The sequence below is a fragment of the Couchioplanes azureus genome (assembly GCF_014648355.1).
GTDB lineage: Bacteria > Actinomycetota > Actinomycetes > Mycobacteriales > Micromonosporaceae > Actinoplanes > Actinoplanes azureus.
Map to the genome: position 1 here is coordinate 326324 of NZ_BMQY01000005.1, position 24922 is coordinate 351245.

Annotated in this window: 29 protein-coding genes and 1 riboswitch; of the genes, 4 read left to right on the forward strand and 25 right to left on the reverse strand. The window is 72.0% G+C overall.

From position 1 onward, the window contains the following. Positions 1-6: 6 nt before the first annotated feature. The gene (locus tag IEY99_RS20010) at positions 7-828 is read right to left on the reverse strand and encodes an ABC transporter permease (RefSeq protein WP_189205367.1); all 822 of its coding nucleotides are present in this window, start codon (positions 826-828) and stop codon (positions 7-9) included. A 62-nt stretch (positions 829-890) separates the two neighbouring features. Beyond that, a complete protein-coding gene (locus tag IEY99_RS20015; RefSeq protein WP_373293404.1) occupies positions 891-1886 on the reverse strand; it encodes an ABC transporter substrate-binding protein in 996 nt (331 codons plus the stop codon). Between the two features lie 275 nt (positions 1887-2161). On the opposite strand from IEY99_RS20015, the gene IEY99_RS20020 reads away from it, so the two are divergent. The 3 genes from IEY99_RS20020 (at position 2162) to IEY99_RS20030 (ending at position 5830) form a co-directional block, all read left to right on the forward strand. Further along, a complete protein-coding gene (locus IEY99_RS20020) occupies positions 2162-2911 on the forward strand; it encodes an ABC transporter ATP-binding protein (protein ID WP_189205369.1) in 750 nt (249 codons plus the stop codon). 8 nt (positions 2912-2919) lie between these two features. Beyond that, entirely contained in the window at positions 2920-3861 is a 942-nt protein-coding gene (locus IEY99_RS20025) for an LLM class F420-dependent oxidoreductase (protein ID WP_189205370.1), read from the forward strand. A gap of 127 nt (positions 3862-3988) precedes the next feature. Continuing rightward, entirely contained in the window at positions 3989-5830 is a 1842-nt protein-coding gene (locus tag IEY99_RS20030; RefSeq protein WP_189205371.1) for a hypothetical protein, read from the forward strand. Positions 5831-5885: 55 nt separating this feature from the next. Here IEY99_RS20030 and thiC read toward each other — a convergent pair whose 3' ends face one another. From thiC to IEY99_RS20075, 9 genes are all read right to left on the reverse strand, one after another. Continuing rightward, a complete protein-coding gene (gene thiC, locus IEY99_RS20035) occupies positions 5886-7481 on the reverse strand; it encodes a phosphomethylpyrimidine synthase ThiC (protein WP_189205373.1) in 1596 nt (531 codons plus the stop codon). 75 nt (positions 7482-7556) lie between these two features. Next, a complete protein-coding gene (gene thiD / locus IEY99_RS20040; RefSeq protein ID WP_189205375.1) occupies positions 7557-8351 on the reverse strand; it encodes a bifunctional hydroxymethylpyrimidine kinase/phosphomethylpyrimidine kinase in 795 nt (264 codons plus the stop codon). After that, positions 8348-8923: a thiamine phosphate synthase gene (locus tag IEY99_RS20045; protein ID WP_189205377.1), complete on the reverse strand. Its 576-nt coding sequence runs from the start codon at positions 8921-8923 to the stop codon at positions 8348-8350. The genes thiD and IEY99_RS20045 overlap by 4 nt, the downstream gene beginning before the upstream one ends. 56 nt (positions 8924-8979) lie before the next feature. Further along, positions 8980-9729 (reverse strand): thiazole synthase, encoded by a 750-nt coding sequence (locus IEY99_RS20050; protein WP_189205379.1) that lies wholly within the window; start codon positions 9727-9729, stop codon positions 8980-8982. Between the two features lies 1 nt (position 9730). Further along, a complete protein-coding gene (gene thiS / locus IEY99_RS20055; RefSeq protein ID WP_189205381.1) occupies positions 9731-9931 on the reverse strand; it encodes a sulfur carrier protein ThiS in 201 nt (66 codons plus the stop codon). Beyond that, complete coding sequence (gene thiO / locus IEY99_RS20060; RefSeq protein ID WP_189205383.1) at positions 9928-10956, reverse strand: glycine oxidase ThiO; 1029 nt, start codon at positions 10954-10956, stop codon at positions 9928-9930. The genes thiS and thiO overlap by 4 nt, the downstream gene beginning before the upstream one ends. After that, entirely contained in the window at positions 10953-11567 is a 615-nt protein-coding gene (locus IEY99_RS20065; protein WP_373293405.1) for a thiamine phosphate synthase, read from the reverse strand. The genes thiO and IEY99_RS20065 overlap by 4 nt, the downstream gene beginning before the upstream one ends. Before the next feature lie 23 nt (positions 11568-11590). Further along, positions 11591-11702: riboswitch (TPP riboswitch) on the reverse strand. 44 nt (positions 11703-11746) lie between these two features. Continuing rightward, positions 11747-13402 (reverse strand): ABC-F family ATP-binding cassette domain-containing protein, encoded by a 1656-nt coding sequence (locus IEY99_RS20070; protein ID WP_189205387.1) that lies wholly within the window; start codon positions 13400-13402, stop codon positions 11747-11749. Between the two features lie 31 nt (positions 13403-13433). Beyond that, positions 13434-14057 (reverse strand): class I SAM-dependent methyltransferase, encoded by a 624-nt coding sequence (locus IEY99_RS20075; protein ID WP_189205389.1) that lies wholly within the window; start codon positions 14055-14057, stop codon positions 13434-13436. Between the two features lie 95 nt (positions 14058-14152). Here IEY99_RS20075 and IEY99_RS20080 point away from each other — a divergent pair, with 95 nt between their 5' ends. Beyond that, positions 14153-15277 (forward strand): hypothetical protein, encoded by a 1125-nt coding sequence (locus IEY99_RS20080; RefSeq protein WP_189205391.1) that lies wholly within the window; start codon positions 14153-14155, stop codon positions 15275-15277. Positions 15278-15406: 129 nt separating this feature from the next. Here the strand turns inward: IEY99_RS20080 and truA are convergent, their stop codons facing one another. The 14 genes from truA to rpsE form a co-directional block, all read right to left on the reverse strand. Further along, positions 15407-16222, reverse strand: a complete 816-nt coding sequence (truA, locus tag IEY99_RS20085; RefSeq protein ID WP_189205392.1) for a tRNA pseudouridine(38-40) synthase TruA — start codon at positions 16220-16222, stop codon at positions 15407-15409. A gap of 76 nt (positions 16223-16298) precedes the next feature. Then, the gene (rplQ, locus tag IEY99_RS20090) at positions 16299-16877 is read right to left on the reverse strand and encodes a 50S ribosomal protein L17 (protein WP_189205394.1); all 579 of its coding nucleotides are present in this window, start codon (positions 16875-16877) and stop codon (positions 16299-16301) included. Between the two features lie 32 nt (positions 16878-16909). After that, positions 16910-17932, reverse strand: coding sequence for a DNA-directed RNA polymerase subunit alpha (locus IEY99_RS20095; RefSeq protein WP_071803342.1), 1023 nt, complete (start codon positions 17930-17932; stop codon positions 16910-16912). A gap of 82 nt (positions 17933-18014) precedes the next feature. Beyond that, positions 18015-18641, reverse strand: a complete 627-nt coding sequence (gene rpsD / locus IEY99_RS20100; RefSeq protein ID WP_071803341.1) for a 30S ribosomal protein S4 — start codon at positions 18639-18641, stop codon at positions 18015-18017. 16 nt (positions 18642-18657) lie between these two features. Beyond that, a complete protein-coding gene (rpsK, locus tag IEY99_RS20105) occupies positions 18658-19062 on the reverse strand; it encodes a 30S ribosomal protein S11 (protein ID WP_071803340.1) in 405 nt (134 codons plus the stop codon). Between the two features lie 17 nt (positions 19063-19079). After that, positions 19080-19460: a 30S ribosomal protein S13 gene (rpsM, locus tag IEY99_RS20110; protein ID WP_071803339.1), complete on the reverse strand. Its 381-nt coding sequence runs from the start codon at positions 19458-19460 to the stop codon at positions 19080-19082. A 172-nt stretch (positions 19461-19632) separates the two neighbouring features. Beyond that, entirely contained in the window at positions 19633-19749 is a 117-nt protein-coding gene (rpmJ, locus tag IEY99_RS20115; protein ID WP_015619018.1) for a 50S ribosomal protein L36, read from the reverse strand. Between the two features lie 47 nt (positions 19750-19796). Then, on the reverse strand, positions 19797-20018 hold the full coding sequence (infA, locus tag IEY99_RS20120; protein WP_007073013.1) for a translation initiation factor IF-1: 222 nt from the start codon (positions 20016-20018) through the stop codon (positions 19797-19799). Between the two features lie 374 nt (positions 20019-20392). After that, entirely contained in the window at positions 20393-21247 is an 855-nt protein-coding gene (gene map / locus IEY99_RS20125; RefSeq protein ID WP_189205396.1) for a type I methionyl aminopeptidase, read from the reverse strand. Between the two features lie 78 nt (positions 21248-21325). Continuing rightward, entirely contained in the window at positions 21326-21979 is a 654-nt protein-coding gene (locus tag IEY99_RS20130) for an adenylate kinase (RefSeq protein ID WP_189205398.1), read from the reverse strand. A gap of 74 nt (positions 21980-22053) precedes the next feature. Further along, positions 22054-23400, reverse strand: coding sequence for a preprotein translocase subunit SecY (gene secY, locus IEY99_RS20135; RefSeq protein WP_189205400.1), 1347 nt, complete (start codon positions 23398-23400; stop codon positions 22054-22056). Between the two features lie 274 nt (positions 23401-23674). Beyond that, positions 23675-24118 (reverse strand): 50S ribosomal protein L15, encoded by a 444-nt coding sequence (gene rplO, locus IEY99_RS20140; RefSeq protein ID WP_189205402.1) that lies wholly within the window; start codon positions 24116-24118, stop codon positions 23675-23677. Then, positions 24118-24300 carry a 50S ribosomal protein L30 gene (gene rpmD, locus IEY99_RS20145; RefSeq protein ID WP_071803333.1) on the reverse strand — a complete coding sequence of 61 codons (183 nt, stop codon included), beginning with the start codon at positions 24298-24300 and terminating at the stop codon, positions 24118-24120. Before rpmD ends, rplO begins: the two co-directional genes overlap by 1 nt. Next, positions 24300-24920, reverse strand: a complete 621-nt coding sequence (rpsE, locus tag IEY99_RS20150; RefSeq protein ID WP_015619009.1) for a 30S ribosomal protein S5 — start codon at positions 24918-24920, stop codon at positions 24300-24302. The genes rpmD and rpsE overlap by 1 nt, the downstream gene beginning before the upstream one ends. Positions 24921-24922: the final 2 nt, after the last annotated feature.

Sequence of the window (24922 nt, forward strand, 5' to 3'; positions counted from 1 at the left end):
CCGAGATCAGCGCGCGGAGGTCGTCGCCCACACCCATGGCAGCGCGAGCCGCTCGATGAGCACGAGCAGGTAGTACAGCACGATGCTGACCAGCGCCAGCAGCGTGATCGCGGCGAATGCGGTCGGAGTGTCACCCTGGCCGCTGGTCTGCACGATGATCATGCCCAGTCCGGTCGAGCCGTACTGCATCTCGCCGACGACCACGCCGATCACCGCGAGCGGCATGGCGACCTTGAAGCCGACGAAGATCTGCGGCAGCGCGGCGGGCAGCCGTACCCGCCGGAAGATCTGCGACCGCGAGGCGTCCATGGCCCGGGCCAGCTCGACCAGGTCCGCCGGGGTGCTGGTCAGCCCCGTCGCAGTGGCGAGCACGACCGGGAAGAAGCAGACCATGAACGCCATGGCCAGGATCGGGGTCCGCCCGTAGCCGAACCAGATCAGCATCAGCGGTGCGAGCGCCACCTTGGGCACCGCGTTGAAGGCCACCAGCAGCGGCGAGAACATCCGCTCGACCGGCCGCCACGCGGCGATCGCCACGCCGATCAGCACGCCGACGACGAGCGAGAGGCCGAAGCCCAGGACGGTCGACAGCGTGGTGTGCCAGGTCTCGGTGAGCAGCAGCTCGCGGTAGCGACCGAAGCCGTCGGCCACGTCGGACGGGCCGGGCAGCACCACCGTGTTGATCTCGAGGACCGCGGTGACGATCCACCATCCGGCGACCGCGACGGCCAGGCCGAGCAGCGGCCACAGCAGGGCCCCGAAGGTACGGCGGGCGGCGGGCGCCACGGCCGGTGCCGCGGAGGCGGGATCGCTCGCCAGGTCAGTCACGTCTCATCGCTCCCTCCGCCGGTCGCGGGGCACCCGGGCAGGGCACCCCGCGCCGGGCCGGATCACGCGTTCGGCACCAGGTCGAACGTGATGACCTGCTCGGGCGTGAGCCCCGCCGGGATCTGACCGGAACCTTGCAGGATCGCGATGCTGCGCGCCACGCGCTGGCTGTCCAGGGCGCCCACCGGCACGCCCGCGGCCTCCGAGCGTACGAACGGGGCCATCAGCGTCAGCTCGGCGGCGGCCGACTCGGGGTTCGCGGTCGGCACGTACTTCTTCAGGATCGTGCCCGCCTCCTCCGGGTTGGCGATCGAGGTTTGCAGGCCCTTGAGCAGCGCCGCGGTGAACTTGCGGACCTTGTCGGGGTGGTCCTTGGCATACTGCGACGACGTGATCAGCACGTTGCCGTAGAGATCCTGCAGGTAGTCGCTGTAGGGCAGCAGCACGGCGGTCTTCTTGGCGATGCCCTCGATGGTGGGCTTGCCGACCACGAACTGCCCGATGCCGTCCACCTTGTGCTGTGCCAGCGTGCCGAAGAGCGTCTGCGCCGTGCCGTTCTCGAACTTGACCTTGGACGCGTCCACGTTGGCCAGCTTGGCGTACGTCGGGAAGAGGTTGCGCACCACCGAGCCGGGGGTGTCCGCGATGGTCTTGCCCTCGAGGTCCTTGGGCGTGGCGATGCCGTAGCCGTCGAGCGACATGATCGCCGCCATGGTGCGCTGCTGGATCGCCGCCACCGCCGTGAAGCCGGTGATCTTCGGTGCGCCGCCCTTCCCGCCCGCGGCGAGCAGGCCGCCGGTCAGGTCGATCGGCACGAACTGCGCCTGCCCACCGACGATCGCCTTGATGTTGTCGCCGCTGCCGTTGCCCGGCTTGATCTCCACGTCGAAGCCCGCGTCGCGGAAGAAGCCCTTCTCCTTGGCCACGTACGCGAACGAGTCGCGGCCGAAGGTGCCGAACGACGTCAGGTAGGTGACCTTCTCCAGCGCCTGCGTGCCGCCGGCCGCGCCCTTGTCGTCCCCGTCGTCGCAACCTGCGGCGGCGAGGGTCGTGGCCAGCGCGGCGGCCACGAGCGTGCGGGTGAATGTCCTTCTGTGCACCGTGATCCTTCCCAACCGAGGGGGTGTTGAGGCGGTCGGCGTCGCCGGCGGAGGGTGCCGTGACGCCGGATGGTGGTGTGACGACCTCGCGGCGTTAGCGTAGGGGAAGAGACATCGATCATCGATGACGGATGTGCATCGAAGGCCCTTGTGGACACGGCCCGCGTGACGGCGGACCATGGTATGGCTACAGTGGCAGCGCATTGATCACACTCCATCGAAAGCGCGCGCAGATGATCCGTCTCTCGGGGGTTTCCCGAACGTTCACGGGCCGTTCCGGCACCGTGGAGGCCCTGAGCGGAATCGATCTCGAGGTCGCGGAGGCCGAGTTCGTCGCCGTGCTCGGCCGCTCCGGATGCGGCAAGTCCACTCTGCTGCGTCTCGTCGCCGGCCTGCTCCCGGCCACGTCCGGGGAGGTGCGCGTGTCAGGCGACCGGGTGACGAAGCCCCGCCGCGACATGGCGATGATGTTCCAGCGGCCGGCCCTGCTGCCCTGGCGATCGGTGCTCGACAACGTGCTGCTACCGGTGCAGATCTTCGGCTGGCGGAAGGCGGCCCACCGCGAGCGGGCGCACGAGCTGCTGACCATGACCGGCCTCGGCGGCTTCGAGCGACGGCTGCCGCACGAGCTGTCGGGTGGCATGCAGCAGCGGGTGGCGCTCTGCCGCTCGCTGATCGCCAACCCGCGCGTGATGCTCATGGACGAGCCCTTCTCCGCGCTCGACGCGCTCACCCGGGAGGAGCTGTCGGGCGAGCTGCAACGCGTGCACATGGAGCTCGACACGACCATCGTCCTCGTCACCCACTCGATCGACGAGGCGGTCCTGCTCGCCGACCGGGTGGTGGTGCTCAGTCCCCGGCCGGGGCGCATCCGCGAGATCCTCGACATCAAGATCCCCCGGCCGCGCACCCTGGGCCGCGGCGCCCACCTCGACGAAGTCGCCCGGTGCAGCGCCGAGCTGCACGAACTGCTGATGGCCTAGGGAAGTCGATGCGCGTCTGCCTGTTCGTCGAGCCGCACCGCGGCGCCACCTACTCCGACCAGCTCGCCCTCGCCCGGCACGCCGAGGAGGCCGGCTTCGAGGGCTTCTTCCGCGCCGACCACTACCAGTCGATGGGCGCCGACCCGGGACTGCCCGGGCCGACCGACGCCTGGATCACCTTGGCCGGACTGGCCCGGGAGACCTCCCGGCTGCGGCTGGGCACGCTGGTCAACTCCGCGACGTTCCGGCTGCCGGGCCCGCTCGCGATCATGGTCGCCCAGGTGGACGCGATGAGCGGCGGCCGGGTCGAGCTCGGCATGGGCGCGGGCTGGCTCGAACGCGAGCACACCTCCTACGGCATCCCGTTCCCGCCGCTGGCCGAGCGCTTCGACCGGATGGCCGAACAGCTCGCGATCATCACGGGGCTGTGGGCCACCCCGGACGGCGCGACCTTCTCGTACGACGGCAAGCACTACCGGCTGCTGGACGCACCCGCCCTGCCCAAGCCGGTGCAGCGGCCCGGCCCGCCGGTGATCGTCGGCGGCCGGGGACCGCGGCGCACCCCGGAACTCGCCGCCCGCTTCGCGGACGAGTTCAACATGCCGTTCAAGTCGGTGGCGGAGACGGCGGCGGCCTTCGAGCGGGTACGCCGGGCCTGCGACACGTACGCGCGCCCGGCCGACCGCCCGCTGGGGTTGTCGGCGGGCGTCGTGGTCGCGGTGGGGCGTACGGATGCCGAGGCGCACCGCCGCGCCGCGCCGCTGCACGTGCCGAGCGCGCTGCCGCCGGAGGACCCGGTGGTCGGCTCGCCGGACGCGCTGGTGCAGCGCCTCGGCGAGCTGGCGGAGATCGGCGCCACCCGGGTGCACCTGCGGATCATCGAGATGTCCGACCTCGACCATGTGGACCTGATCGCCGAGCGGGTCCTCCCCCAGCTCGTCAACCGCTAGCCACAGGTAACAGAGAGTCACGATTCCGGCGCCGGGACCCCCAACCGGGCGAGCCTGGATGAGGTCAGCCTTAAGAAGCGGCTTCTTCACTGGCGAGTGCCCCAGGAGATTCCGTAACGTGCCCGCCATGGCATTCCGGACCTGGGCCAAGCTGTTGTCCGCCACCCTCGGGGTCGGCGCGCTCGCGGGCGCGAGCCAGCTGGGGCTGGCGTACGGCCTGGGCATCGTGCGCCTGACCCGGGTCCTCGAGATCACTGACCGTGATCAATGGACCGCCCAGCTGGCGTGGATCGCCTGGTTCCCGATGACGGCCGCGGTGGCCGGCGCGCTGGCCGGAACGGCATACGTCCGCCGGTGGCGGCCGGGCTTCCGCGGCGGCGCCGCCACCGAGCTCGCCCTCGCCGCGGCCGCTGCGCTGGGCGCGGCCGTGGTCGTGCCGCTCACCATGCAGCCCGCCCGCACGGCGCAGGTCGCCGGGGTGAACCCGGTGGTGGTCATCGCCATCTGCGCGGGGCTGGGCGCGCTGGTGGGCATCTTCGCCGCGTGGGCCGCGCTCGCCCAGGCGGTGGCCCGCTGGAGCCTGATCACCATGGGCGTCGCGATCTGGTGCGTCGCGGTCGTGTCGGTGCTGCCGTCGCTGGCGCCCGGCGACCCGCTCCCCGCCGTACGCCTGGGTGTGCTCGACGCGGGCTTCCTGGCACCGGCGGTGACCCAGCGCACCGCCCTGGCCACCATGCCCGCACTGGCCCTGCTGGCCGGCGCCGTCCTGGGCTGGGCCGCACGCCGCCGCGGCCTGCCGACGATGACCATCGCGCTGGCCGGCCTGCCCGGTCCGGCGCTGCTGACCGTCTCCTACCTGATCGCCGGGCCCGGCGCGGGCGCGGACCGCTACCAGATGGTGCCCTACTGGGCGGCGATGACCGCCACCGGCGCGGGCGTCCTGGGCTCGGTGCTGGCGGCGGTCCTGCGGCGCGCCCCCGGCCCGGCGGACGACACCGACGACGAGGCCCCGGACACCACGGCCACCCCGGATCGGCCGCCCCTGCCGAAGCGCAGCGGCCAGGAGGAGTCGGCCATCGCGGCGGCCGGCGCGCGCCCGGCCCCTGCGCCGCCCGCGGCCGGGGTGGCCGCTGAGGCCCCCGCCCGGTCGGCGACATCCGGCCACGCCGCCGTTCCGCGCCAGCCGGGTGCGGAGGCTCCCCTGCCGGCAGGGACACCCGCTGAGGCGGCGCGAGGTCGATCGAGCGCCGCGGACCCCTTCACGGCCCGCACCGACGAGCCACCCTCCCGGAGCACCTCACGCGGTTCGTCCCGCGGCGCCGCCCGGGGCACCGCCCGGGGCGCCTCTGGCAGCACCGCCCGCGGCGCCTCCAGTAGCGCCTCCGGCGGCACCATCCCGGGCGACCGGGAACCGACCCCGTCGGGTGGCGGGCGCCACGCCGCGCCGGAGCCGACCCCGGTGAGCCGACCGCTCCCCCCGCCGACCGCGACGAGCGCACCCCTGCCTCAGCCGACCGCGGCGAGCGCCCCGCTGCCCCACCCCCAGCCCATGACGCCGCACCAGCCGATGTCATCCCCGCAACCGGTGACCCCGCGGCAGAAGAGGTCCCCCCGGAAGGCGGCCAACTCCCGGCAGCAGGTGAGCCCGCCGCAGCCCGCGCCGAGCGGACCCACGATGGGCGGACTGGAGGCGGCCGGACCGGCGGCCGGCGGACGAGCGGCGGCCGGACCGGCAGCCGGCAGACCGGCACAATCGGCGCCCCCGGCCCCGCGCCCCGCCAGCGATCCGCTCTCGGCCCCGCGCCCCGCCGGCGATCAGCCCTCGGCCCCGCGCCCCGCCGGCGATCCGCCCGCGGCGGAGTCCCCGCAGGATCCGGCCTCGGGCGGCAGTCGCAGCCGGAAGAAGTTCGGGCTGCGCCGCCGCAAGGACCAGGACTACGTCGACTGGGTCAGCGGCCTCGGCAAGTAACGGATGGGTGACCGCAGCTGCCGCAACCAGCCGCGGCTGCGGCCACCCCACACCCCTAGTCGGTCGCGGAAGCCGTCGTCACCGGGAGGTAGACCCGGCCGCCCGCGTTCAGGAACTCGTCGCTCTTGTCCTTCATCCCCTTGGCGGCGTACTCCTTCAGCTCCTGCGTGATCTTCATCGAGCAGAACTTGGGACCGCACATCGAGCAGAAGTGCGCCGTCTTCGCGGGCGCCGCCGGCAGCGTCGCGTCGTGGTACGAGCGCGCGGTGTCCGGGTCCAGAGCCAGGTTGAACTGGTCCTCCCAGCGGAACTCGAAGCGGGCCTTGGACAGCGCGTCGTCCCAGGCCTGCGCGCCGGGGTGGCCCTTGGCGAGGTCGGCGGCGTGCGCGGCGATCTTGTAGGCGATCACGCCCGCCTTGACGTCGTCGCGGTCCGGGAGGCCGAGGTGCTCCTTCGGCGTGACGTAGCAGAGCATGGCGGTGCCGAACATGCCGATCATCGCCGCGCCGATGGCCGAGGTGATGTGGTCGTACGCGGGGGCGATGTCCGTGGTCAGCGGCCCGAGCGTGTAGAACGGCGCACCGGCGCACAGCTCCTGCTGCAGGTCGACGTTCTCCTTGATCTTGTGCATCGGCACGTGCCCCGGTCCCTCGATCATCACCTGGACGTCGTGCTCCCAGGCGACGTGCGTGAGCTCGCCGAGCGTCCGCAGCTCGGCGAACTGCGCCTCGTCGTTGGCGTCCGCGATGGATCCGGGGCGCAGGCCGTCGCCCAGCGAGAAGGTCACGTCGTAGCGGGCGAGGATCTCGCACAGCTCGGCGAAGTTCTCGTAGAGGAAGTTCTCCCGGTGGTGCGCGAGGCACCAGGCGGCCATGATCGAGCCCCCGCGCGACACGATGCCGGTCACCCGGTCCACGGCGAGCGGCACGTACGGCAGCAGCACCCCCGCGTGCACGGTCATGTAGTCGACGCCCTGCTCGGCCTGCTCGATGACCGTCTCCCGGAAGATCTCCCAGGACAGCTTGACCGGGTCGCCGTCGACCTTCTCGAGCGCCTGGTAGATGGGCACCGTGCCGATCGGCACCGCCGAGTTGCGGATGATCGCCTCGCGGGTCTCGTGGATCCGCTTGCCGGTGGACAGGTCCATCACCGTGTCGGCGCCCCACCGGGTGGCCCAGGTCAGCTTGTCGACCTCCTCGGCGATCGAGGAGGTGACCGCCGACGTGCCGATGTTGGCGTTGACCTTCACCAGGAACCGCGAACCGATGATCATCGGCTCGCTCTCCGGGTGGTTGACGTTGGCGGGCAGCACGGCCCGCCCGGCCGCGATCTCCTCACGGACCACGGACGGGTCCACGCCCTCGCGGATCGCGACGAACTCCATCTCGTCGGTGACGATGCCCGCGCGGGCGTAGGCGAGCTGGGTGGGCCGCCGTCCGGCCAGGGGCGTGCCGCCGCCCGCGACCGGCGCGACGTCCCCCCGGGCGGCGATCCACGGCCCCCGCAGCGGGGGCAGGCCGACCTCCGGATCGCTGCCCGGACCGGACGTGTCGTAGAGCCGGACGGGCGGGTTGTCGCCGGTCAGCTCGACCTCGGCGAACGGCACCCGCAGGTCCGGCCGGGATCCCTCGACGTACACCTTGCGCCTCATGTTTCCTCCCCAATCGTGATCAACCGGACGCGACCGGGCCGCAAGGGCCCGCGCCGGCACTCGTCGTCCGCCCGCTCAGGCGAAGTGGTGCAGTGGCCCCGGCCCCGCTCCGAGCTTCCAGTGGCGACCGCCGGCCAGCGCCCGCGCCACATAGGACTTGGCGAAGGCGACCGCCTCCGTGATGCCGTCGCCGAGCGCCAGCCGCGCGGCGATCGCCGACGAGAACGTGCAGCCGGACCCGTGGTTGTTGACGGTCGGCACCGGCTCGCCGCGCAGCGTCGACGTCCGACCGCCGGTGTGCAGGATGTCGACGGCCAGCTCGCTGCCGGTGACCACGACCGCCTCCGGCCCGCGCGCGGCCAGCGCGGCCGCCGCCTCGGCCATCTCCTCGGCCGTCTCGACCCGGCCGTCGAGGAGGGCGCCGGCTTCGTGCCGGTTCGGCGTCAGAACGCGAGGGTACGGGAGCAGTGGCAGCACAGAAGCAACACCGGACAACCGGCTGCCGCTGGTGGCGACCAGCACCGGATCCACCACCAGGTTCGGCAGGTCCGCGGCCCGACCGGCGAGCACCGCGGCGACCGCCGGATCCCCCACCATCCCGACCTTGACCGCCGCCACGTCGAAGTCGGCGAGCACGGCGTCCAGCTGGGCCGCCACGATCTCCGGCGGCACCGGGTGGATGGCGGTGACACCGAGCGTGTTCTGCGCGGTGATCGACGTCAGGACCGACACCCCGTAGGTGCCCAGGGCGGCGAATGTCTTGAGGTCCGCCTGGATGCCGGCGCCACCCCCGGAATCCGACCCGGCGATGGTGAGCACCACCCGCGGCGTTGCGCCGCCCGGTGCGGGATGCGATCGCTGTTCCGTCATGCCGCCACCGCCTCGGCCAGCATCCGGGTCGTCCGCTCCGGGTCGTCCGCTCGCATGATCGCTCCCAGCACCGCCACCCCGGCCGCCCCGGCCCGCACGCACCGCGCCGCGCGCTCGGCCGAGTCGACGCCGCCGAGCGCGAGCCAGGGCCGGTCCCGCGCCCGCTCGCCCACCAGCGCCGCCGCGCGCTCGGGGCCCAGCGCCGGGCCGTATCCGGGCTTCGTCACGGTCGGGAAGACCGGCGACAACGTGACATAGTCCACATCAGACAGCTGCTCGGTGCCATGCCAGGAGCGTCCCACCAGCGCCACCCCGGCGGGCCGGTCGTCCACAGCGGACAGGTGCACGGCATTGCCACCCAACGGATCCGGGCCCGCCACGATCACCCGCGCCGGTCCCGCCACGCTCCTCAGCTCCGCGGCGAGGGCGGCGCGCTCCGCGTACGGAAGATCCTTGTCCCGCAGGACGACCCAGGCCGCGCCGCCGCGGACCGCGGCCCGGACCACCTCCACGAGCGGCCCGGCGGCGAGCCGGCGGTCCGTGACCACGACGACGCCGGACGGGGTCACCACGCGGGCATCCGCCGGCCCGGGGCGGACGTCCGGGCGCGGTGTGGGGCGTGGCGCGGTCACCACGCGGGCATCCCCTCGTCCGACGTGGACGCCAGGGCGTGGTATCGCCTGGGGATGCGGCCGGCGCCGGCGGCCAGCCGCCCGGCCTCCACGGCGTGCCGCATCGCCGCCGCCATGCGCGCCGGATCGGCCGCCCGGGTGACCGCCGACGCGATCAGCACGGCGTCGCAGCCGAGCTCCATCGCGAGCGCCGCATCGGAGGCGGTGCCGATGCCCGCGTCGAGGATCACCGGGACGTCGACGCTGTCGCGGATCAGGCGGATGTGGTGCGGATTGCCGATGCCCAGCCCGGACCCGATCGGCGCGCCCGCGGGCATCACGGCCGCGCAGCCGGCGTCGGCCAGGCGGCGGGCCAGGATGGGGTCGTCGCTGGTGTACGGCAGCACCCGGAACCCGTCGCCGACCAGCCGCTCCGCCGCTCGCAGCAGCTCGACGCCGTCGGGCAGCAGGGTCCGCTCGTCCCCGATCACCTCGAGCTTGATCAGATCCGTCTCGAACGCGTCCCGGGCCAGGTGCGCGGCCTTGACGGCGTCCGAGGCGGTGTAGCACCCGGCCGTGTTCGGCAACACGCGCATGCCCAGCCGGTCGAGCAGGGGCAGCAGGCCGGGCCCGGCCGCGTCGACGCGGCGCAGCGCGACCGTCACCATCTCGGTGCCGGAGGCCACGATCGCGGCCTCCAGCGCCGCCAGGCTCTCCGCGCCGCCGGTGCCGAGGATCAGCCGGGACTCGCCGAACAGGTCCGCCATCTCAACCTCCCTGCGCCGCGGTGAGCACCTCGACGCGGTCGCCCTCGCTGAGCCGTGCCGCCGGCCACGCGGACCGCGGCACGACCTCCCCGTTGACCGCCACCGCGACGCCACGCCGCGCCTGGGTGAGCGCGCCGACGAGCCCCTCCACGGTGCTGTCCCGGTCGACGACGCGACCGGCGCCATTGACGATGATCTTCATGCGAACCTCCCGGGCGCGAACGCTTCGAGCAGGGGATCCGGACGGCCGGTCAGCACCAGCTCGGCGATCAGGTCGGCGGTGACCGGCGCCAGCAGCACCCCGTTGCGGTGATGCCCGGCGGCGACGACGACGTCGCCGCGCAGGCGGCCCAGCACCGGCGCGTTGTCGGGGGTGGCGGGCCGGTGCCGCACCACGGTCTCGGTGAGCTCGCACTCGGCCAGCTCGGGCACCAGGTCGGTGGCCGGCCGCAGCAGCTCCAGCACCGCGCCCGCCGTCACGACCGCGTCGGCGCGCTCCTCCTGGGTGGCGCCGACGACGATCTCGCCGTCCGCGCGGGGCACCAGGTACACGTGCCGGCCGTCGACGTGTCCCACCACGACGTGCCGGAGCAGTCCGGGCTCGCCGCGCAGGCGCAGCACCAGGCCCTTCACCGGCCGTACGGGAAGTCCGGTCAGGGCCGCGGTGCCCAGGCCCGCCGCCACCACGACCGGGCCGGGTGGGATCTGCGCCGCCTGCCCTGGCACCACCGCCGCACCGAGCGCGGTCCGCAGCGCCTCGACCACCCGCCGGGGATCGACCTGCCCGTCCTCCGGCATGTGCGCGCCGCCGCGCACCCGGGGCGACAGGGCCGGCTCCCGCTCGCGCACGGCGCTCGGCGGCAGCCGGTGCACCGCGAGGCCGTGCTCCTCGCGATAGGTCCACAGGCGCCGCGCCTCGGTCAGGTCGTCGCCGGTCAGGGCGACCGCGAGCGTGCCCCGGGCGTCGAGCCCGACGTCGATCCCGGTCTCGCGCTGGAGTTCGGCGGCGAAGCCCGGCCAGCGGGCCGACGACTCGACCATGAGGGCGGTCAGCGCCTCCTGGCCGAACGACGTCTCTCCCGCCGGGGCCAGCATGCCCGCGGCGGCGTACCAGGCGGCGTCGCCGGCGCCCCCGTCCAGGACGGTGACGCGCATGCCGCGCTGCTGGCAGCGCCACGCGACCGCGAGGCCCACGATGCCGGCGCCGATCACGGTCAGGTCGGTCATGCCAGGGCCTTGAGGAGCCGTTCGACGGCGTGGCCGGGATCCGCGGCCGCGGCGACCGCACCGACGACCGCGACGGCGGCGGCCCCGGCCGCGATCAGGCCGGGAGCGGTCTCGACGGTCACTCCGCCGATCGCCACGACCGGAGTTGCGGGGACGGCCCGGGCCACCGCGCCGATCTTCGCGGCGCCGAGCGGGTCGGGCAGGCCGGTCTTGGTCGAGGTGACGAAGGCCGGCCCCACCCCGAGGTACGTCGCACCGGCCCGGACCGCCGACCGGGCCGCCACCTCGTCCCGGCAGGTGGCGCCGAGCACGGTTCCCGGCCCGAGCACCTGGCGGGCGGCCGCCACCGGAAGGTCGTCGGCGCCGACGTGCCCGCCGTCGGCGCCGACCGCCAGCGCCACGTGCAGCCGGTCGTTGACCAGGCACCACACCCCGGCGGGGCGGCATTCGGCCAGCACCTCGGTGGCCAGCGCGTACGCGGCCCGATCGGTGACGTCGTCCTCGACGCGGACCTGGATCGCCAGCCGGTCGGTCAGCCCGAGCCGCTGGGCGGCGGCCACCGCGGCCACGACCACGGCGACCGGGTCGCGCCCGGGGCGGGCGTCGGTGATGACATGTAGACACGGAAAAGCAGGGTCCACAACGCACTCCTCCCTGCGCCGGCATGACCCGGATCAGGTTCGACGGTCGGGGGCCGCGACAGCCCCCCTCTCAGCCCGGTGCACCGGACTCCCGTGGGGTTGGTTCCGCCGCCGACACTATCGCCGTGGCGCCGCCCGAGTAAAGCCCGTCAGCGGACGTCCCAGACCGGCTCGGGCGTCTCCACGACCTCGCCGTCACCCTGGAAGAGCACGAACCGGTCGAAGCCGCGCGTGAACCAGCGGTCATGGGTGACCGCGATCACCGTGCCGTCGAACGCCTTCAGCCCCTCCTCGAGCGCCTCGGCCGACGCCAGGTCCAGGTTGTCCGTCGGCTCGTCGAGCAGCAGCACGGTCGCGCCGGACAGCTCCAGCAGCAGCACCAGGAAGCGGGCCTGCTGGCCACCGGAGAGCGTGCCGAACCGCTGGTCACCCTGCGCCGCCAGCTCGTAGCGGTTGAGCGCCTTCATCGCACCGGCCCGGTCCATTCCGCAACGGTGGTCGTCGCCGCGCCACAGGATCTCGACGAGCGTACGGTCGAGCAGCTCGGGCCGGTCGTGCGTCTGCGAGAAGTGGCCGGGGCGCACCCGCGCACCGAGCCGTGCCGTGCCGTGGTGCGCGACGTGGTCCAGGGGCGCCCCGTCGACCGGCTTGTTCTCGGCCTCGGGAGCCGTGCCCCCCGCCGCGAGCAGCCGCAGGAAGTGCGACTTGCCGGTGCCGTTGGCGCCCAGCACCGCGACCCGGTCGCCGTACCAGATCTCCAGGTCGAAGGGGAAGGTCAGGTCCTCCAGCTCCAGGCCCGTGCAGACCACGGCCCGTTTGCCCGTACGCCCGCCGCGCAGGTTCATCCGCAGCGACTGTTCCTTGGGCGGCAACGGCGGGGGCCCCGCCTCCTCGAACTTGCGCAGCCGGGTCTGCGCGGCCTGGTACCGCGAGGCCAGCCCGTCGTTGTACGCCGCCTTCTGCTTGAGCGTGAACACCAGCTCGCGCAGCTTGTCGTGCTCCTCGTCCCAGCGCCGCCGCAGCTCCAGCAGCCGCTCGTGCCGGTTGGCGCGCGCCTCGTGCCAGGAGGCGAAGCCGCCGGGGTGGGTCCAGGCGCCGCCGCCCTCGACCGCCACCACCCGCGTCGCGGTCTGTGCCAGCAGCTCCCGGTCGTGCGAGACATAAAGGACGGACTTCGGCGTCTCCCGCAGCCGCGTCTCGAGCCAGCGCTTGCCCGGCACGTCGAGGAAGTTGTCCGGCTCGTCGAGCAGCAGCACCTCGTCACCGCCGCGCAGCAGCAGGTCGAGGGCGAAGCGCTTCTGCTGCCCGCCGGAGAGCGTGCGCACCGGACGGGTCCGCACCTCGTCCCACGGCTTGCCGAGGATGGCGACGGCGACCGTGTCGAAGAGCACCTCGGCGTCGTAGCCGCCCGCCTCGCCCCAGCCGGTCAGCGCGTTGGCGAACCGGAGCTGCGCTTTCTCCTCCTCGGGCGCCGCCCGCAGCGCGGCGTCGGCCGCGGCCAGCGCCTGACCCGCCGCCCGCAGGTCCGGCGCGACGAGCGACAGAGCCAGATCGTCGAGGGTACGGTCGTCGCCGATCATCCCGATGAACTGGCGCATGACGCCGAGCCCACCGGAGCGCGCCACCGTGCCGATCGGGACGGCGAGGTCCCCGGCGACCATCCGCAGCAGGGTCGTCTTGCCCGCCCCGTTCGGCCCGACCAGCGCCACCTTCGCGCCCTCGCCGACCCGGAACGAGACGTCGGCGAGAAGCTCCCGGCCGTCCGGCAGCACGAATCCGACCCCGGAGACATCCACGTAACCCACGCGGCCATCCTTGCCGAGGAGGCGGCCCGGGTCAGTCGGTTTTTCCGGCGCTTCGGGAGACCTTGAGCACGCGGAAGCCGCGCTGGCTGGCCGTACGGGCCACGTCCCAGCCCCGGCCGGTCAGCCAGGTGTGCAGCGAGTCCCCGCCCAGGTTGCGGTTGATCACCAGCCAGGCCACGCCGTCCGGCGCGAGCCGGGCGAGCCAGCGGTCCATCATCGCGTGCAGCTCGGCCTTGCCGACGTGGGTGGGCGGGTTGCTCCAGATCTGGTCGAACGTCACCTCGGCGGGCACGTCCTCGGGGGTGCACACCCGCACCCGCTCCCCCAGGCCCAGCGCCCCGGCGTTCTCGGCGGTCAGCTCGCGGGCGCGGGCGTTGACGTCGACGGCGTACACGGTCGCGGCGGGTGCCTCGGTGGCCAGGACGCAGGCGATCGGGCCGTACCCGCAGCCGAGGTCCAGGAACGTGCCGTCGGTGGCCGCCGTCGGCAGCTCGGCCTTGCGCAGCAGCACGGCGGTGCCGGGATCCAGGCGCCCCGCCGAGAAGACCCCGCGCGCGACCGCCAGGTCGTACGCCCGCCCGGCCGCGGAGAACTCGATCCGCGCCCTCGTGTCGGGCGCGGCCGGCTCGGCAGTGAAGTAATGGTCGGCGCTCACCCCGTCAGTGTCCCGCCGGGCAACGAGCGCCGGCGCACCGGGGTGCCGCACAATCTGTGCGTTCATCGATCACCGTGCGCTCCTAGCGTGGCACCATGCCTCGCGTCCCCCGGCCCCGCTCCGCCCACCGCGCGGACCCGGGGAGCGAACTCGCGACACGCTCGGCGACCGCCCATCACCGGCGGTCCCGCGCGGAGGTCCCCGAGCCCCGCATGCGTACGCCGCACCGCCACGCCTCCCCGCACCGCCACGCCTCCCCGCGCCGCGCGGTCTCCCTGCCGGCCCCGCTGACGGACTGGCTCCTGGTCACCGCCCGCGAGGTCCTCGCCGTGAGCCCGCCCACCCGCTCCCCTGGCGGCCCCGCCCGCTCTCTCGGCGTCCTCGCCGGCTCCCGCCGCAGGGAAGAGACCACCCACCGCCTGACGCCGCAACCGCCGGACCGCCCCACCGCGCCGGGTCTCTACGGGGCGCCGGGCAGCCCCGGCAGCCGGCCCATGCGGGACGGACGCGCGCGGCGAACCGTGCGCGCCGCGCGACGGCTGCCCGCCGAGCCCCAGCAGGCCCTGCAGTTTCTGCTGAGCGGCCTGGGTGCGCTGATCGTCACGTCGATCGTGGTGCTGACCGGCTTTTTCGTGATCGCCGAGGAGCGCCGGGGCCCCGCCGAGGCATCCTCCGCGGCGCCGGGCGGCTCCCGCGCCGCCGACGACGCGCCGCTGACCCGGCGGGAGATCTTCCCCGGAGCGGAGATCCAGGCCTGGACCGGCGCCGCGCCCTATCGGATCGCGCTGACCCACGTCGACACCGACTGTGCGCTCGGCACGGTCGGCGAGCTCGGCGCGCTGCTCGGCGAGAAGGGCTGCGACCAGGTCGTCCGGGCCGCCCTGATCGCACCGCGCGGGCAGTACCGCGTCACGGCCGGCATCCTCGACCTGCCCGACGCGGGCGCGGCGGACGCGGTCAGCGAGGACGCCGAGGTTCTGGTCGAGTCGGGCCGCGGCACGTTCGCGGCGCTGGGCGGAGCGCCGGACGGCGCGGCGGTCGCCGCACCGGCGCAGGTCGGCTGGCAGCCGTTCGGCCACTACGTGCTCTACTGCGTCATCGCCCGCCCGGACGGCAACCTCGTCGCCGACGACGATCCCGAGGCGGCCCGCATCACCGAGGAGATCCTCCAGGGCCACCTGACCAGGAAGCTCATCGAGGCGCGCGGCATCGACCCGTGACGGCCGCGCCGGCGGAAGCGGCCGACCGTGCCCGCGAGCGGCGGCGGCCGGAAGACGACGCCGGTCACGCCCGCGAACGGCGGCGGTCCGGAGGCGACGCCGAGCGGGGCAGGACGGCGGCGGCGGCGGTCAGGCTCGCAGGCGGCGGGTGGCGTCGGCGCGCCGGGCGTACTCCGCCTCGTCCGGGTAGCCGACCGCCACCAGGGTCAGGCCGTGGGCGGGCGCCACGGTCACCTCGCTCGACCGCTCGCGCAGCGTGAGCAGCTTCGCCGGCCAGAGCGGGTCGCGCCGCCCGTCGCCGACGGTCAGCATGGCGCCGACCAGGCTGCGCACCATGGCCTGGCAGAACGCGTCCGCCTGCACGGTCGCGACCGCGACCCCGTCCGGCTCCCGCCGCCATTCGAGGCGGGTGATGGCACGCACGGTGGTCGCGTGCTCCTTGCGCTTGCAGAACGCGGCGAAGTCGTGCAGGCCCACCAGCCCGGCCGCGGCCTCGTTGAGCCGGCCCAGGTCGAGCGGGCGCACCCAGCCGAGGGTGTCGTGGCGCCGCAGCGGCTCGGGCCCGCAGACCGTGTCTGCCACGCGGTACTCGTAGCGGCGGAAGGTCGCGGAGAACCGGGCGTCGAAGCTGGACGGCACGGGTGTCACGGCCCTGACCCGCGCGTCCGGCGGCATCAGCGCGGCCAGGCGCCGCAGCAGCGAGTCCCGGAGCCGCTCCCAGACCTCCGTCGGCAGGTCGATGTGGCACACCTGGCCGGTGGCGTGCACGCCCGCGTCCGTACGCCCGGCCACCGTCAGTCCCAGCGGCACGTCCGTCCCGGCGAGCGTGCGCAGCGCCTCGGTCAGCACGCCGGCGACCGTGCGGCGGGCCGGCTGAGCGGCCCAGCCCGAGAAGTCGCCGCCGTCGTAGGAGACGTCGAGGCGCAGACGCGTCGTGTCGGTCAAACCCCGTCCTCAGTCCGTACGGATAAAGCGAAACGGCCCGGCACCCCACGAAGGGTGCCGGGCCGCACGTGCCTGATCAGGCCTTGGTGTCTTCGCCCTCGGCCTGGTCGCCCGGGCCCTCGGCGCCCTTGTCGCCGGACGCGTTCACCGGCGGCTCGGAGTCCTGGTCGGCGGCCGGAGCCTCGCTCGCAGCGGTGGCCGGAACCTCGTCCTCGCGGGCGAGCGCCTCCACCTTGTCCTGCTGCGCGGCGGCCTTGCGGGCCGCCTTCTTCGCCGGCGCGGTGTTCGCCGCGACCTGCAGCTCCTCGACCAGCTCGATGACCGCCATGGGAGCGGCGTCACCCTTGCGCGGGCCGGTCTTGGTGATGCGGGTGTAGCCACCCGGCCGGTTGCCGTAGCGGGGGGCGATCTGCTCGAACAGGGCGTACACGACGTCCTTGTCCTTGACGACCGTCAGCACCCGGCGGCGGGCGTGCAGGTCACCGCGCTTGGCCTTGGTGATCAGCTGCTCCGCCAGCGGGCGCAGGCGCCGCGCCTTGGTCTCGGTGGTCTTGATCTTGCCGTGCCGGAAGAGCTCCGTGGCCAGGTTGGCCAGCAGCAGCTTCTCGTGCGCCGGGCTGCCGCCGAGGCGGGGACCCTTGGTGGGCGTAGGCATTTCCGGTTGCTCCTCATTCAGGCCGAGCGAGATCAGAGCTGCTCGGTCTCGCGGTAGTCGTCGGTGTCGTAGTCCACGTCGCCGAACGAGTCGACCACGTGCGCCGGGTCGAAGGACGGCGCGCTGTCCTTCAGGCCCAGGCCCATTCCGGCGAGCTTCATCTTGACCTCGTCGATCGACTTCTGACCGAAATTCCTTATATCCAGAAGGTCGGCCTCCGTCCGCCCGATCAGCTCACCGACGGTGTTGATGCCCTCGCGCTTGAGGCAGTTGTACGACCGGACCGTGAGGTCCAGCTCCTCGATCGGCAGGGCGAGGTCGGCGGCCAGCTGAGCGTCCTGCGGGGACGGGCCGATGTCGATGCCCTCGGCGGTCTCGTCCAGCTCGCGGCAGAGGCCGAACAGCTCGACGAGGGTCGAGCCGGCCGACGCCAGCGCGGTACGGGGCGAGATGGAAGCCTTCGACTCGACGTCGATGATCAGGCGGTCGAAGTCGGTGCGCTGCTCGACACGGGTCGCCTCGACGCGGTAGGTCACCTTCATGACCGGCGAGTAGATCGAGTCGACCGGGATGCGGCCGATCTCGGCGCCGGCGCTCTTGTTCTGCGCCGCCGTGACGTAGCCACGGCCCCGCTCGACGGTGAGCTCCATGTCGAGCCGGCCCTTGCTGTTGAGCGTGGCCAGCTTCAGGTCGGGGTTGTGCACGGAGACGCCGGCCGGAGGCTGGATGTCACCGGCGGTGACGTCGCCCGGGCCCTGCTTGCGCAGGTACATGCTGACCGGCTCGTCGTGCTCGGAGCTGACGGTGAGCTCCTTGACGTTCATGACCAGCTCGACCACGTCCTCCTTGACACCGGGGATCGTGGTGAACTCGTGCAGGACGCCGTCGATCTTGATGCTGGTGACCGCCGCGCCCGGGATGGACGACAGCAGGGTCCGCCGCAGCGAGTTGCCGAGGGTGTAGCCGAAGCCCGGCTCCAGGGGCTCGATGGTGAACCGGGAGCGGGTCTCGCTGAGCGACTCCTCCGAGAGGGTCGGCCGCTGGCTGATGAGCACGCTGTTCTTCTTTCTGTCAGGCCACCCGCTATTTGATGGCCGTCGGTGCCGCCCGGCGCCCAGGAGGGCGCCGGGCGATCTGTTACTTCGAGTAGAGCTCGACGATCAGCTGCTCCTGGACCTGCGTGTCGATGACGGCGCGGGCCGGGAGCGAGTGGATCAGGATCTTCATCTCGCTCGGGATGGGCTCGAGCCACGCCGGCACCGGCCGGGAACCGGCCTGGGCCTGGGCGACGACGAAGGGGGTCATCTCCTTCGACTTCTCCCGGAGCGTGACGATGTCGTGCTCCTTCACCCGGTACGACGGGATGTCGACCTTCACGCCGTTGACCAGGAAGTGGCCGTGCTTGACCAGCTGCCGGGCCATGTCCCGGGACGCGGCGTAGCCGGCCCGGTAGACGACGTTGTCGAGACGGGACTCGAGGATCTGCAGCAGCACCTCACCGGTCTTGCCGGGCTTGGTGACAGCCTCCTCGTAGTAACCGCGGAACTGCTTCTCGAGCACGCCGTACGTGCGGCGGGCCTTCTGCTTCTCGCGGTGCTGGAGCAGGTACTCGGTCTCCTTGGTCCGGCCGCGGCCGTGCTGCCCGGGCGGGAACGGCCGGGACTCGAACGGGCACTTCGGACCATCGCACTTGCTGCCCTTGAGGAACAGCTTCATCTTCTCGCGGCGGCAGCGCTTGCAGTCCGCACCTGTGTAACGAGCCATTGCTTCGATCTCTCCCTTAGACCCGGCGACGCTTCGGCGGACGGCATCCGTTGTGCGGCTGCGGCGTGACGTCGGAGATCTGCCCGACCTCGAGGCCGGCGGCCTGCAGCGAACGGATGGCGGTCTCCCGGCCGGAGCCGGGGCCCTTGACGAACACGTCGACCTTGCGCATGCCGTGCTCCATGGCCCGGCGCGCGGCGGCCTCGGCGGCCAGCTGCGCGGCGAACGGAGTCGACTTGCGGGAGCCCTTGAAGCCCACCTGGCCGGAAGAGGCCCAGGAGATGACCGCACCGGTCGGGTCGGTGATCGACACGATGGTGTTGTTGAAGGTGCTCTTGATGTGCGCCTGCCCGTGGGCGACGTTCTTGCGTTCCTTGCGCCGGACCTTCTTGACAGCCCCTGCGCGTGCCTTCGGTGGCATAAGTCGATGCGCTCCTATTACTTCCGACCGGGCTTCTTCTTACCGGCGACCGTGCGCTTCGGACCCTTGCGGGTACGAGCGTTGGTCCGCGTGCGCTGACCCCGGACGGGGAGCCCACGACGGTGGCGGATGCCGGCGTAGCAGCCGATCTCAACCTTGCGGCGGATGTCCGCGGCGACCTCGCGGCGCAGGTCACCCTCAACCTTGAAGTTGGCCTCGATGTAGTCGCGGAGCTGGACGAGCTCCTCGTCAGTGAGGTCCTTAGCGCGCTTGTTCAGGTCAATGCCGGTCGCGGTGAGCGCCTCGACGGCGCGGGTCCGACCGACCCCGAAGATGTAGGTGAGCGCGATCTCCATCCGCTTCTCGCGGGGAAGATCGACGCCGACGAGTCGTGCCATAAGTGGGCGTACTCCTCAGGTGTCTCACGGAGGTCTGTGCCCGTCCCACCCCGCCTGCCCAGGCGGGCCCCGGCCTCCGACCGGGGGTGAGACCGCGCGCCATCAACGTGCATGACACCGCGGCTGGGACGAGCTTCTTCAGTGGTGCGGATCTGGCAGTGCGTGGACTGGATCAGCCCTGGCGCTGCTTGTGACGCGCGTCGGTCTTGCAGATGACCATGACGCGCCCGTGCCGCCGGATGACCCGGCAGTTGTTGCAGATCCGCTTGACGCTCGGCTTGACCTTCACGGTTTGCCTTAACTCTCAGTCAGACGGGATGTGGATCCCCGTGACCCTTACTTGTAGCGGTAGACGATGCGCCCACGGGTCAGGTCGTACGGCGAAAGCTCGACGACGACCCGGTCCTCGGGAAGGATGCGGATGTAGTGCTGCCGCATCTTTCCGGAGATGTGAGCCAGCACCTTGTGACCATTGGCGAGCTCCACGCGGAACATGGCGTTCGGCAGAGGCTCGATCACTCGGCCTTCGATCTCGATGGCTCCGTCTTTCTTTGGCATGTCCTCCGCTACCTGACATCGGGTTCTGGGGCAGGCTCACAGCATTCATCCCGGACCCGAAAGGGACCCGGACCAGCCGCGGCTCCGGCCCCACCAGAAGCGCTTGGTAGACATGCCGGAGTGGACGCTGTGCGCCAGCAAGCCAGTGTACGCGCGCCGACGCATCGACACCAAACCGAGGTCGCCGTAACCCGGGGTCGGGTGTGTCGACACCGCACAGAACCGGACAGCCGGGGCGATTGATCCCTGTTCCTCCGGCTATCGTCCGCGGCCGGGCGACGCCGCGGATGCGCGGGACGAGCAGCCAGCCGGCGGAAGGTGGTGACCCTCACCCGACGCCACGAAATGCCCCGGAGCCCGCGCCGGGCCGGTTGCTACTCCGGGAGGGGGTTCAGCGCGGGCTGGCGGGAGGTCACCAGCTCGCCGAGCCGGGCCCGGCCGCCGTCCGGTGCCGTCGTCACCCACACGCCGTCCTCCAGCAGCGCCATGGTGTGCTCCACGTGCGCCGCCATCGAGCCGTCCCGGGTGATCACCGTCCAGCCGTCCGACAGCTCCTGGGTGCGCGGCGAGCCCATCGTGATCATCGGCTCGATGGCGAGCGCCATGCCGGGCACCAGGCGCGGGCCCTTGCCGGGCTTGCCGTGGTTGAGCACGTGCGGGTCCTGGTGCATCTCGGTGCCGATGCCGTGGCCGCCGTACCCGTCGACGATGCCGTAGCGGCCCGCCTTGCGGATGGTCTTCTCCACGTTGAAGGAGATGTCGGTGAGCCGGCCACGGCCGTTGGCGGCGCCGCGGGCGGCGGCGGCGATGCCGGCCCACATCGCGTCCTCGGCCACCTCGGCCATGCGCAGCAGGGCCGGGTCGGTCTCCCCCACGCCCACGGTGATCGCCGAGTCGCCGTGCCAGCCGTTCAGCACCGCGCCGCAGTCGAGCGACAGCAGATCGCCCTCCTGCAGCACCTGCGCGGCCGACGGGATGCCGTGCACGACCTGCTCGTTGACCGACGCGCAGATCGAGGCCGGGAAGCCGTGGTAACCCTTGAACGACGGCACCGCGCCGTTGTCGCGGATGACCTGCTCCGCGATGGCGTCGAGGTCGGCGGTGGAGACGCCGGGGGCGACGGCCGAGCGCATCGCGTCCAGCGCGGCGGCGACGACCAGGCCGGCAGCGCGCATGAGCTCGATCTGTTCCGGGGTCTTGAGCTGAATGTCCTGGGCACTACGGCGCATGAGCGTCAGCCTAGCGTGGCCCCCGGAGAGCAAAAACGAGGGCGCTGCCGAAGCAGCGCCCTCGTGAGGTCGAGCGGATCAGCCGCCGTAGGACCGAAGCGCGTCGATCGCCCGCACCGTGACGTCCTCCACCGGCCCGGTGGCGTCTATGCCGACGAGCTTGCCCTGGGCGCCGTAGAAGTCGACCAGCGGCGCCGTCTTGTCCGTGTACTCCACGAGCCGGTTGGCGATGGTCTCGGCCCGGTCGTCGTCGCGCTGGAACAGCTCGGAGCCGCACCGGTCGCAGATGTTCTCCTTGCTCGTCGGGTCGAACTCGACGTGCCAGATCTTGCCGCAGCCGCGGCAGGTCCGGCGGCCGGAGAGCCGCCGGATGACCTCGTCGTCGTCGACCACGAGCTCCATCACCAGGTCCAGCGCGGTGCCGAGGTCGGCCAGGAGCTTGTCCAGCGCCGACGCCTGCGGAACGGTCCTCGGGAAGCCGTCCAACAGGAAGCCGTCGCCGGCGTCGGGCTCGGCGAGCCGGTCCCGGACCATGTTGATGGTGACCTCGTCGGGAACGAGGTTGCCCGCGTCCATGTAGCGCTTCGCCTCGAGCCCCAGCGGGGTTCCCTGCGACACGTTGGCCCGGAAGATGTCACCGGTCGAGATCTTCGGTACGGCGAGATGGGCGGCGATGAACTCAGCCTGGGTCCCCTTGCCGGCCCCCGGGGGGCCCACCAGTACCAGCCGCACCTACATCGCCTCGCTTCGGTGAGAACGAGCTTCGCAAACCATGGACGCGAGAGCCCCTCGGCTCCGCGCCCCCACTACCGGAGGAACCCTTCGTAGTTGCGCTGCATGAGCTGGCTCTCGATCTGCTTCACGGTCTCCAGGCCCACACCCACCATGATCAGTACTGCGGTACCGCCGAACGGGAAGTTCACGTACTGGTCCTGGTCGAGCCAGATGAAGAAGAAGTTCGGCAGGACCGAGATCAGGCCCAGGTACAGCGCGCCCGGCAGGGTGATCCGGCTGAGGATGAAGTCCAGGTAGTCGGCGGTCGGCTTGCCGGGCCGGATGCCCGGTACGAACCCACCGTACTTCTTCATGTTCTCCGCGACCTCGGTCGGGTTGAACGTGATCGAGACGTAGAAGTACGTGAAGAAGATGATCATCAGGAAGTAGGTCCCGATGTAGATCCAGCTGGTCGGGTCGACCAGGTTGTCCTGGATCCAGAGCTGGTAGCCCTTGAGCTCGTTCGGGTTGAAGAACCGCAGGTACAGGTTCGGCAGGTAGAGCAGCGACGACGCGAAGATCACCGGCACGACACCGGCCTGGTTGACCTTCAGCGGGATGTACGTCGAGGTGCCGCCGTACATCTTGCGGCCGATCATGCGCTTCGCGTACTGCACCGGGATGCGGCGCTGGGCCTGCTCGATGAAGACGACCGCGGCGATGACCAGCAGGACGAGGGCGATGACGAGCCAGAACTTGCCCCAGCCCTGGCTCTCCTTGATCGACCAGCCCTCGCTGGGCAGGCGGGCGGCGATCGAGGTGAAGATCAGGACGGACATGCCGTTGCCGACGCCGCGGTCGGTGATGAGCTCGCCGAGCCACATGACCACGCCCGTGCCGGCGGTCATGGTGATCACCAGGACGGTGAGGGTCAGCCAGTCGGGGATGCCCGTGCCCTTGGGAATGATCGCGAAGTTCGACTGGTCCTGCGGGCAGGCGCCGGCGAAGAGCTGGCCGCTGCGGGCCAGCGCCACGAACGCCGAGGACTGCAGGACCGCGAGGCCCAGCGTCAGGTACCGGGTGTACTGGGTGATCTTCGCTTGGCCGGACTGGCCCTCCTTGCGGAGCTGCTCGAGGCGCGGGATCACCACGGTGAGCAGCTGCAGGATGATCGAGGCCGTGATGTACGGCATGATGCCCAGCGCGAAGACGGCCAGCTGGAGCAGTGCGCCGCCGGAGAACAGGTTCAGCAGGTTCATTACCCCGCCGCCGGCGTTGCTGCTGCTCATGGCGTCAAGGCAGTTCTGGACGTTGGTGTAGGACACGCCCGGGCTGGGCAATGTGGCACCGAGCCGGTAGACCGCGATGATCGCTACTGTGAACAGCAGTTTCTTGCGCAGGTCAGGCGTCCGGAACGCACTGGAAAAGGCGGAGAGCAACTTCTTCCTCCTGCGCGAGGTGGCCGCCTGAAACCGGCGGATGGGGGTAGGCATCGGTCCGGACGACCGATATACCTGGCTGGGAACGGACTTTAACAGCCCGACGTGCCTCTCGTGAGGCACGGTCGCCGCTTGTGCAACACCCGGGGACGAAGAGCTACGCGGCAAGCGGTGGGAAAAAGCCGCCGGACCCGACGAAATGCCTGGTCAGACGCCACAACGGGGATGCGGCCGGGCATCGGTGCGATACCCGGGCCAGCATCCCCGGCAAGCCTCACAGCTCGGTGACGGAACCACCGGCGGCTGCGATCTTCTCCTTGGCCGACTCGCTGAACGCGTGCGCCGAAATCTGCAGCGACACGCCGCCCAGGTCACCGGAGCCGAGCACCTTCACCGGCTGGCCACGACGGACCGCGCCGGCGTCGGCCAGCTCCAGCGGGCCGACCTGGCCGCCGTTCGGGAACAGCTCGGCCAGCCGGTCCAGGTTGACGACCTGGAAGACGACCTTGTTCTTGTTCTTGAAGCCCTTGAGCTTCGGCAGGCGCATGTGGAGGGGCATCTGCCCACCCTCGAACGCCGCCGAGACGTTCTTGCGGGCTCCCGTACCCTTGGTGCCCCGACCGGCGGTCTTGCCCTTGGAGCCCTCACCGCGACCCACGCGGGTCTTCGGCGTCTTGGCTCCGGGCGCCGGACGGAGGTGGTGGACCTTGATCGCCATTACTCGACCTCCTCAACACTCACGAGGTGGCTCACGGCGAAGATCATGCCCCGAATCTCGGGGCGGTCCTCCTTGACCACCACATCGTTGATCCGCTTCAGGCCGAGCGACCGCAGGGAGTCCCGCTGGTTCTGCTTACGGCCGATCTCGGACCGGATCTGGGTGACCTTCAAGCGTGCCATCAGTGCACCGCCGCTTCCGCACGCGCCGCCAGCATGGCCGCGGGCGCTACGTCCTCGACCGGCAGGCCACGGCGGGCCGCGACCTTCTCCGGCGACTCGAGGCCCTTCAGCGCGGCCACCGTCGCGTGCACGATGTTGATCGGGTTCGACGAGCCGAGGCTCTTGCTCAGCACGTCGTGGATGCCCGCGCACTCGAGCACGGCACGCACCGGGCCACCGGCGATGACACCGGTACCGGCGGAGGCCGGCTTGAGGAGCACGACACCCGCGGCGGCCTCGCCGGTGATCGGGTGCGGGATCGTCGCGCCGATCCGCGGCACCTTGAAGAAGTGCTTCTTGGCCTCCTCGACGCCCTTGGCGATCGCCGCGGGCACCTCCTTGGCCTTGCCGTATCCGATGCCGACGGTGCCGTCACCGTCGCCGACGATCACGAGGGCGGTGAAGCTGAAGCGACGACCACCCTTCACGACCTTCGCGACACGGTTGATCGCTACGACCCGCTCCAGGTGCGGAGTCTTCTCGACGGGCGCGTTACCGCGGCCGCCCTCACGGCGGTTGTCGCGGCGGCCGCCCTCGTTGTTACCGCCGGACCCTCCGCCACGGCGCTGCTGACCAGGCATTG

Coding starts and splice junctions, on each gene's coding strand:
- IEY99_RS20020 (WP_189205369.1), top strand. CDS start 2,162: ATGATCCGTCTCTCGGGGGTTTCCCGAACGTTCACGGGCCGTTCCGGC.
- IEY99_RS20025 (WP_189205370.1), top strand. CDS start 2,920: ATGCGCGTCTGCCTGTTCGTCGAGCCGCACCGCGGCGCCACCTACTCC.
- IEY99_RS20030 (WP_189205371.1), top strand. CDS start 3,989: ATGGCATTCCGGACCTGGGCCAAGCTGTTGTCCGCCACCCTCGGGGTC.
- thiC (WP_189205373.1), bottom strand. CDS start 7,481: ATGAGGCGCAAGGTGTACGTCGAGGGATCCCGGCCGGACCTGCGGGTG.
- thiD (WP_189205375.1), bottom strand. CDS start 8,351: ATGACGGAACAGCGATCGCATCCCGCACCGGGCGGCGCAACGCCGCGG.
- IEY99_RS20050 (WP_189205379.1), bottom strand. CDS start 9,729: ATGGCGGACCTGTTCGGCGAGTCCCGGCTGATCCTCGGCACCGGCGGC.
- thiS (WP_189205381.1), bottom strand. CDS start 9,931: ATGAAGATCATCGTCAATGGCGCCGGTCGCGTCGTCGACCGGGACAGC.
- thiO (WP_189205383.1), bottom strand. CDS start 10,956: ATGACCGACCTGACCGTGATCGGCGCCGGCATCGTGGGCCTCGCGGTC.
- IEY99_RS20080 (WP_189205391.1), top strand. CDS start 14,153: ATGCCTCGCGTCCCCCGGCCCCGCTCCGCCCACCGCGCGGACCCGGGG.
- rplQ (WP_189205394.1), bottom strand. CDS start 16,877: ATGCCTACGCCCACCAAGGGTCCCCGCCTCGGCGGCAGCCCGGCGCAC.
- rpsD (WP_071803341.1), bottom strand. CDS start 18,641: ATGGCTCGTTACACAGGTGCGGACTGCAAGCGCTGCCGCCGCGAGAAG.
- rpsK (WP_071803340.1), bottom strand. CDS start 19,062: ATGCCACCGAAGGCACGCGCAGGGGCTGTCAAGAAGGTCCGGCGCAAG.
- rpsM (WP_071803339.1), bottom strand. CDS start 19,460: ATGGCACGACTCGTCGGCGTCGATCTTCCCCGCGAGAAGCGGATGGAG.
- infA (WP_007073013.1), bottom strand. CDS start 20,018: ATGCCAAAGAAAGACGGAGCCATCGAGATCGAAGGCCGAGTGATCGAG.
- map (WP_189205396.1), bottom strand. CDS start 21,247: ATGCGCCGTAGTGCCCAGGACATTCAGCTCAAGACCCCGGAACAGATC.
- rplO (WP_189205402.1), bottom strand. CDS start 24,118: ATGGCGATCAAGGTCCACCACCTCCGTCCGGCGCCCGGAGCCAAGACG.
- rpmD (WP_071803333.1), bottom strand. CDS start 24,300: ATGGCACGCTTGAAGGTCACCCAGATCCGGTCCGAGATCGGCCGTAAG.
- rpsE (WP_015619009.1), bottom strand. CDS start 24,920: ATGCCTGGTCAGCAGCGCCGTGGCGGAGGGTCCGGCGGTAACAACGAG.